The sequence below is a fragment of the Arthrobacter endolithicus genome (assembly GCF_026627425.1).
Taxonomy (GTDB): domain Bacteria; phylum Actinomycetota; class Actinomycetes; order Actinomycetales; family Micrococcaceae; genus Arthrobacter_M.
Map to the genome: position 1 here is coordinate 119,939 of NZ_JAPNLH010000012.1, position 8,006 is coordinate 127,944.

General features: G+C 62.7%; 3 protein-coding genes. All 3 read left to right on the forward strand.

All coding sequences use genetic code 11. The features are described from left to right. The first annotated feature begins 61 nt into the window (after positions 1-61). Genes OS914_RS12270 through glgB form a run of 3 tightly spaced genes read left to right on the forward strand, consistent with a single transcriptional unit; the run spans position 62 to position 7,616 of the window. On the forward strand, positions 62-2,107 hold the full coding sequence (locus OS914_RS12270; RefSeq protein ID WP_267546351.1) for an alpha-1,4-glucan--maltose-1-phosphate maltosyltransferase: 2,046 nt from the start codon (positions 62-64) through the stop codon (positions 2,105-2,107). Beyond that, entirely contained in the window at positions 2,104-3,891 is a 1,788-nt protein-coding gene (treS, locus tag OS914_RS12275; RefSeq protein ID WP_267546336.1) for a maltose alpha-D-glucosyltransferase, read from the forward strand. Before OS914_RS12270 ends, treS begins: the two co-directional genes overlap by 4 nt. Further along, positions 3,891-7,616, forward strand: a complete 3,726-nt coding sequence (gene glgB, locus OS914_RS12280; protein WP_267546337.1) for a 1,4-alpha-glucan branching protein GlgB — start codon at positions 3,891-3,893, stop codon at positions 7,614-7,616. The genes treS and glgB overlap by 1 nt, the downstream gene beginning before the upstream one ends. The last annotated feature ends 390 nt before the right edge of the window (positions 7,617-8,006 follow it).

Genomic DNA, 8,006 nt, shown 5'->3' on the forward strand with positions numbered 1-8,006 from the left:
CTATCTTGTGACTACTTCCAAAGCAGGACCGTCCGGCGCAGCGTCAGCCCCTACCAGTGTTATGGAAGGACTCCGGTTCGGCCGCATCCCCATTACCGCTGTTTCCCCCGTCGTTGAGGGCGGCCAGTTTCCCGTCAAGGCAGTCCCCGGGGCTGATCTGGAAGTTGCCGCCACGGTGTTCCGCGAAGGCCATGACGTTCTTGGCGTCCACGCAGTGTTACTGGATGCCCAGGGCACGGAGAACCAGCGGACCCGGCTCCGGCCGCTGGGAAAGGGATCGGACCGGTGGGCCGGGCTGCTGACGCCGCCCAGCACGGGACGCTGGTCCTTCGCCATTGAGGGCTGGGCCGATCTCTTCGCCACCTGGCAGCACAACGCGGAAGTCAAAATTGCCGCGGATGTGGATGTCGAGGTCATGCTGGCCGAGGGCGCTGCGCTGCTGGCCAAGGCCGCGGGCGACGACGGCCGGTTGGCTGCCGATGCAAAGACGTTCAGGGCCGCCGCTGGACAGTTGGCGGACGCCACGCTGGCCGTGCCCGACAGGCTTGGCGCCGGAACGCACCCGACGGTGCTCGCCGCCGTCGACCGTTTGCCGATTAGCGCACTGGTTACCCGCAGCGCCGCCTATCCCATCCAGGTCGAACGGGACGCAGCCGGGCGGGGCTCCTGGTACGAGTTCTTCCCGCGTTCCGAAGGCGCCGTCCGTGACCCGGCGACGGGGGAATGGACCAGCGGTACGTTCCGGACGGCGGCCGGGCGGTTGGCAGCGGTGGCCCAGATGGGCTTCGACGTCATCTACCTGCCGCCCATCCACCCGATCGGCAAGGTCAATCGCAAGGGCCCGAATAATTCGCTGATCGCCCGGCCAGCCGATCCCGGATCGCCCTGGGCCATTGGCTCGGATGAGGGCGGCCACGACGCTATCCATCCGGATCTGGGCGGTTTTGAGGACTTTGCCGCCTTCGTGGGACAGGCGCAGGCGCTGGGCCTCGAAGTTGCCCTTGACCTGGCGCTGCAATGCGCCCCGGACCATCCGTGGGCCCGGGACCATCCCGAATGGTTCGTCACCCGGGTGGACGGTTCCATCGCTTACGCGGAAAATCCGCCGAAGAAGTACCAGGATATTTATCCGCTGAACTTCGACAACGATCCGGACGGGTTGTCCCGGGAAATCCTGCGGATAGTCGAACTCTGGATCGCCCAGGGAGTGAAGATTTTCCGGGTGGATAATCCGCATACCAAACCGGTCTGGTTCTGGGAATGGCTGCTCGGGACGGTCAACGCCGCTCACCCCGAGGTGGTGTTCCTGGCCGAGGCGTTCACGCGGCCGGCCATGATGCGGGCCTTGGGCCGAGCGGGATTCCAGCAGTCCTACAGCTACTTCACCTGGCGCAACACCAAGGAAGAAGTCGAGGAGTACCTGCAGGAGATCAGCCATGAGACCCCGGCGTTCTTCCGGCCCAATTTTTTCGTCAATACCCCCGATATTCTGACGGAGTATTTGCAGTACGGGGGACCGGCGGCGTTCAAAATCCGGGCGGTGCTGGCATCAATGGGCAGCCCGCTGTGGGGGATGTATGCCGGATTCGAACTCTACGAGCACATTGCCCGCCCCGGCGCCGAGGAATACATCGACAATGAAAAATTTGAATACAAGCAGCGGGACTTCGCCGCGGCGGAAGCTGCCGGCAGATCGCTGGCGCCGTATGTCACGCGGCTGAACCAAATCCGCCGGGACCACCCGGCGCTGATGGACCTGTCGAACATCACCATCCAGGGGACCTCGGATGCCGCGACGATCGCGTTCAGCAAGCACAAAACCATTCATCGGCCCGACGGCAGCACCGTCAAGGACACGATTATCGTCGTCGTCAATCTGGATCCGCACAGTGCACGCGAAGGCGCGATCTACCTGGACCTTGCGGCCCTCCAGCTCGATCCCCCAGACCTCGATTCCGGTACCGGGGATTCCGGTGCCGCACCGGGAACGTTTACGGTGGATGAACTGATCACCGGCGAAAGCTGGCATTGGGGAAGCGAAAACTATTTCCGGCTCGACGCGTACCGGGAACCAGCCCATATTCTGCATGTAAGGCGGCAACGATGACCTTTGCGGCACCCAACATCACCACGCAGTTCAACCTGAATGCCCCGGGGCTCAAACACGACCCGCACTGGTACCGCAAGGCCGTATTCTACGAGGTGCTGGTGCGCGGCTTTGCCGATGCCAATGGCGACGGATCCGGCGACTTCTCCGGCCTGATCCAGCGCCTGGACTACCTGCAGTGGCTGGGCATCGACTGCCTGTGGCTGCCGCCGTTCTTCGATTCCCCGTTGCGCGACGGTGGCTATGACATCCGCGATTACTACACAGTGCTCGACGAGTTCGGCAGCCTAGGGGACTTCAAGCGTCTGGTGGCGGAGGCGCACGCCCGCGGTGTGCGCGTCATCATTGACCTGCCGGTCAACCACACCTCGGACCAGCACGACTGGTTCCAGCAGTCCCGTGAAGATCCCGACGGTCCGTATGGCGACTTCTATATGTGGAGCGATACGGACGAGAAGTACCAGGACGCACGCATCATCTTCGTCGACACAGAGGAATCGAACTGGACCTTCGACCCGGTGCGTCGGCAGTTCTTCTGGCACCGCTTCTTTAGCCACCAGCCGGATCTGAACTTCGAGAACCCCAAGGTGGTCGAGGCCATTTTCGATGTGGTCAAGTTCTGGCTCGACCAAGGCATCGACGGCTTCCGGGCCGACGCCATCCCCTATCTCTTCGCGGAGGAGGGCACCAACTGCGAGAACCTGGCCCCCACCCACGAGTTCCTGCGTCAGCTGCGCGCGATGGTAGATGAAAACTATCCCGGACGCGTGATCATTGCCGAGGCCAACCAGCCGCCGGAGGAAGTGGTGGAGTACTTCGGCACCGAGCAGGCTCCGGAGTGCCACATGGCCTTCCACTTCCCGATCATGCCCCGGCTGTATTATGCGCTGCGCGACCAGAAGGCCGCCCCGATCATCCAGACCATGATCGACACGCCGGACATCCCCGCCGGGGCTCAGTGGGGCACCTTCCTGCGCAACCATGATGAGCTCACGCTGGAAATGGTCACCGCCGAGGAGCGCGAGGCAATGCTGGGCTGGTATGCCCCGGATTCGCGGATGCGCGCCAACATCGGGATCCGCCGACGGCTGGCCCCGCTGCTGGATAACTCCCGGGCGGAGATGGAAATGATCAATGCCCTGCTGCTGTCCCTGCCGGGCAGCCCGTTCCTGTATTACGGGGACGAGATCGGCATGGGAGACAATATCTGGCTGACCGATCGGGACGCCGTCCGGACGCCCATGCAGTGGACCCCGGACCGGAATGCGGGCTTTTCCAACGCGGACCCTGGGAAGCTGTATCTGCCCGTGATCCAGTCACTGGTGTACCACCACAATCACGTGAATGTGGAGGCGCAAACGTCCCATGCCAGCTCGCTGCTGCACTGGAACAGGCAGATCCTGGCTGTCCGGCGCGCGCACCCCGCGTTTGGGCTGGGCAGTTACCACAACGTCGAAGCGACCTCCGAGTCGGTGCTGGCCTTTGTGCGGGACATTCCCGAAGGAAATCCGGAGGGCGAACGGGCGGAGACGCTGCTGTGCGTTTTCAACCTCTCCCAGCATCCTGTTGCCACGCAGCTGCGGTTGCCCGCACTGGCCGGCCGGGGTCTGCGCGATGTGTTCGGCGGGACGGTCTTCCCGCCCATCGAAGAGGACGGCATGCTCACCCTGACCCTGGGCAGCTACGACTTCTTCTGGCTCCGGCTGCGCTCGTCATCGTCGAATTCAGCGTCGCCGCAGACGCAGGCGATGCCCATCATCCCGATGCCCGGGCGGGATCTGTGATGCCCGGACTGACGGCCGGCATCCCCGAGCTCCTGGCCACCTGGCTCCCGCAGCAGCGCTGGTATCCGGCCAAGGGCAGTACCGTTGCGCTGCATTCGGCCGGCGGCTTTCGGCTGACGGACTCAGATCCGGCTGGGGCCGCCGACGCCATGGTGGGCCTCGAAGTGCACTATATAGCGGTCGATGACGGCAACCGGACACAGGTTCTCCAGGTGCCGTTGAGCTTTCGGTCGGCACCGCTGGCCGGTGCCGCAGCCGCGTTGGTGGCGGAAATTGAAGACCCGGCTTTGGGACGGCTGTGGATCTACGACGCACCGCATGACCCGGTCTTCGTTTCCGCCTGGCTGGACCTGCTCCGCGGAAGCTCAGCCGTCACCGAAGGGACGGCGACGGCCTTCAGCAGCCCGACCTTCCGTGAATCGCGCAGCGAAGACCTTGGCGATGCCAGGGTGCTCAGCAGCGAGCAGTCGAACACTTCCGTCGTCGTCCAGAGCGCAGACAAGCCCGTCATTATCAAGTTTTTCCGCGTGCTCGGCGCCGGAGTCAACCCGGATGTGGAGGTGGGTGCGGCGCTGACCGCAGCTGGTTGCGTCGAGGTTCCTGCGCTACATGGCTGGGCGACGGGCAGCTGGACCGGCCCGGACGGCCCGGTAGAGGGAAACCTCGCGGTGATGCACGAATTTGTCCGGGATAGTAAGGATGTCTGGGGCCTGGCACTGGCGGCCGCCCGCGCCGGCGAGGACTTCACTGCCCAGGCGTCGGCTATCGGCGCTGCCACCGCCGGCGTTCATCGCAGCCTGCTCAGCAGCATGGGCTCACATCAGGGCCTTGGAAAGGAACGCGATGCCTTTGTCGAAGCCATCGCGTCCCGGATCCGGTGGGCCTGGTCCCAGGCCGAAGACGTTGTCGGGCCGTATCGGGACCGCGTTGAGGGAGTCATTTCCAAGCTGTCTGAGGTCAAGGAGCTTCCGGCGCTGCAGCGGATACACGGAGATCTGCACCTGGGGCAGCTGCTGCATGCGGATACCCCAGCTGGGGAACGCTGGCTGATCCTGGATTTTGAGGGGGAGCCGCTGCGCCCGGTGGCCGAACGGAACCAGCCGGATCTGCCGCTGCGCGACGTCGTCGGCATGCTGCGCTCCTTCGATTATGCTGCGGCAAGCTCTGATGGACATGCCTCAGAAGCGGACCGGACTGCGATCTGGGTCGAGGCTGCCACTGCGGCATTTATTCGCGGCTACCAAGGCGTTGAGCCGGGTGCCATTGAGACGGATTCGGCGCTGTTCCGGGCGCTGTGGCTGGACAAGGCCTTGTATGAGGTCGTTTACGAACTTCGCAACAGGCCGGCCTGGACGCACGTTCCAGTGCGCGCCGTGCGGAAGACATTGGATGCAATGGAAAGCGGGGACGCCATGGGCAGCACTAGTTCGGAAAGTAACGGGGAGCAGGAGCAAGGCGGAATGCAGCAGCAAGGCGGTCAGGTGGGGCAGGGCGCGCAGCTACCGCAGGGCGGAACCGCTGATACGTTCAGCGCGGCGAGGCGTCCGTTGGCCGTCGACTCTCAGGTGCTGGCACGGGTGTCGGATGGCACCTACTACGCGCCGCACTCGGTCCTGGGTGCACATCTGGACGCCAACGGTCTGGTCACGATCCGCACGCTGCGGCATCTGGCCGAATCCGCCGCCGTCGTCACGGCAGACGGCAAATTCCCTATGACGCACGAATATGGCGGTATCTGGACAGCCGTCCTGGACGCGGCGGAGCCCGGGCATGTGCCCGACTACCGGCTGGAAATCGGCTACCACGGCGGAAAGACGACGGCGGCGGACGATCCGTATCGCTACCTTCCGACGCTGGGTGAAATGGACTTGCATCTGATTGGCGAGGGCCGGCATGAGACACTCTGGACGGCTCTCGGGGCCCACGTCCAGCGCTATCACTCGGAGCTGGGTTCCATTACCGGTGTCAGCTTCGCCGTCTGGGCGCCCAACGCGCAGGCCGTGCGGGTCAAAGGAGATTTCAACAGTTGGGACGGCCGGCAGCATGCCATGCGCAGCCTGGGTTCCTCCGGCATCTGGGAAATCTTCGTCCCCGACGTTATAGCAGGGGCGTGCTATAAATTCGAAATCCTGGGCCACGGTGGGGAGTGGGTCGATAAAGCCGATCCGATGGCCTTTGGAACCGAGGTGCCGCCGTTGACGGCGTCGCGGGTGGTGGAATCCGGGTATGTATTCAAAGATGAGGACTGGCTGGCCGGTCGGGCTGCACGGGATCCGCACAATAGCGCGATGAGCGTTTACGAGGTTCATCTCGGTTCCTGGCGATTGGGGCTGGATTACCGGGACCTGGCGAAGGAACTCGTCGATTACGCCAGCTGGATGGGCTTTACCCACGTCGAGCTGATGCCCGTCGCAGAACATCCGTTCGGGGGATCCTGGGGCTACCAAGTCACCTCCTATTACGCTCCCACCTCACGTTTCGGGCACCCCGACGAGTTCCGCTTCCTGGTGGATTCCCTGCATCAGGCCGGGATCGGCGTGATCATAGACTGGGTGCCGGCGCACTTCCCGAAGGACGCCTGGGCGTTGGCCCGGTTCGACGGCCAGCCGCTCTATGAGCACTCGAATCCGCAGCTTGGCGAACATCCCGACTGGGGGACGCTGATCTTCGATTTCGGCCGCAGCGAGGTCCGCAATTTCCTCGTGGCCAACGCGCTGTACTGGTTCGAGGAATTCCACATCGACGGGCTGCGTGTGGACGCGGTCGCCTCGATGCTCTACCTCGACTACTCCCGGGAAGCCGGCCAGTGGAGCCCGAACAAATTCGGCGGGCGAGAAAACCTTGAGGCGATCTCTTTACTGCAGGAGGTCAACGCCACCAGTTACAAGCGGTATCCCGGCATTGTGATGATCGCCGAAGAATCCACGGCGTTCCCCGGCGTCACGGCTCCTACCAGTGGCGGTGGGCTAGGTTTTGGGCTGAAGTGGAACATGGGCTGGATGCATGATTCGCTGGCCTACATCGCAGAGGACCCGATTAACCGCGGCTGGCATCATAACGAGGCGACTTTCTCCTTGGTATACGCGTTTACGGAGAGCTTTCTGCTGCCGATCAGCCACGACGAGGTGGTGCACGGCAAGGGATCGATGCTGCGCAAAATGCCCGGTGACCGGTGGCAGCAGCTGGCCAATCTTCGCGCCTACCTGGCTTATCAGTGGGCACACCCCGGCAAGCAGCTGATCTTCATGGGAACGGAATTTGGTCAGGAAGCGGAGTGGAGCGAACAACACGGACTGGATTGGTGGCTGACCGATATGCCTCCACACCGGGGGCTGCAGCTGCTGGTCCGCCGGCTAAACGAGCAATATCGGTCCACTCCGGCTCTTTATGCCCGAGACAACGACTCTGAGGGCTTCGAATGGATAAACGGTAGCGACGCACAGCGCAACGTCCTGTCCTTCATTCGATGGGATGGCGAAGGCAATCCATTGGTATGTCTGGTGAACTTCGCCGGTACCCCGCAGGAGAATTTCCGGGTCGGGATGCCAAAACCGGGGGAATGGACCGAGGTGGTCAATACCGATGCCAAGGAATTTGGTGGTTCAGGAGTAGGCAACCCGGAGGGCGTACTCGCCGCGGCTGAAGGCTTCGATGGCAAAGCGGCTTCCGCCATGCTGACACTTCCCCCGCTGGCGGTGCTCTACCTGGTACCGGCGCGACCCTAAGGACCGTGCCCTGGCACCGCAGTTCCGAAGCGTTTTGTCCTTCCGGCGCTGCGGTGCTAGAGTAGATAACCCCGCTGGATGAAGGTTCAGCCGCTGGTTTCCACTTGGACAAGGCCCCAAAGCCATCCGAACTTCTTGAAGATTCATTTCTCAAAGATCCCGGAAACGCAGTAACGACGCGGAATTGACACCGTGATTCCAAGCGGGTAAGTTAGACAAGTTGCTCCGGAGCGAGACGGTTGTTTTTGGTCGTTGAGTGCGGGTGCGTCTGTTGTTTGAGAACTCAATAGTGTGCCAAGTTTTGTCGATACCGATTATTTTTATTGGTTGAGATTGTTGTTGTCTGCCACCCCGTGGTGGGTGACAATTTTTTTGGCTGGTTTCGAATTT

What these genes read in the sequence shown, in the direction of transcription:
- OS914_RS12270 (WP_267546351.1), top strand. Translation starts at nt 62, where the DNA reads ATGGAAGGACTCCGGTTCGGCCGCATCCCCATTACCGCTGTTTCCCCC.
- treS (WP_267546336.1), top strand. Translation starts at nt 2,104, where the DNA reads ATGACCTTTGCGGCACCCAACATCACCACGCAGTTCAACCTGAATGCC.
- glgB (WP_267546337.1), top strand. Translation starts at nt 3,891, where the DNA reads ATGCCCGGACTGACGGCCGGCATCCCCGAGCTCCTGGCCACCTGGCTC.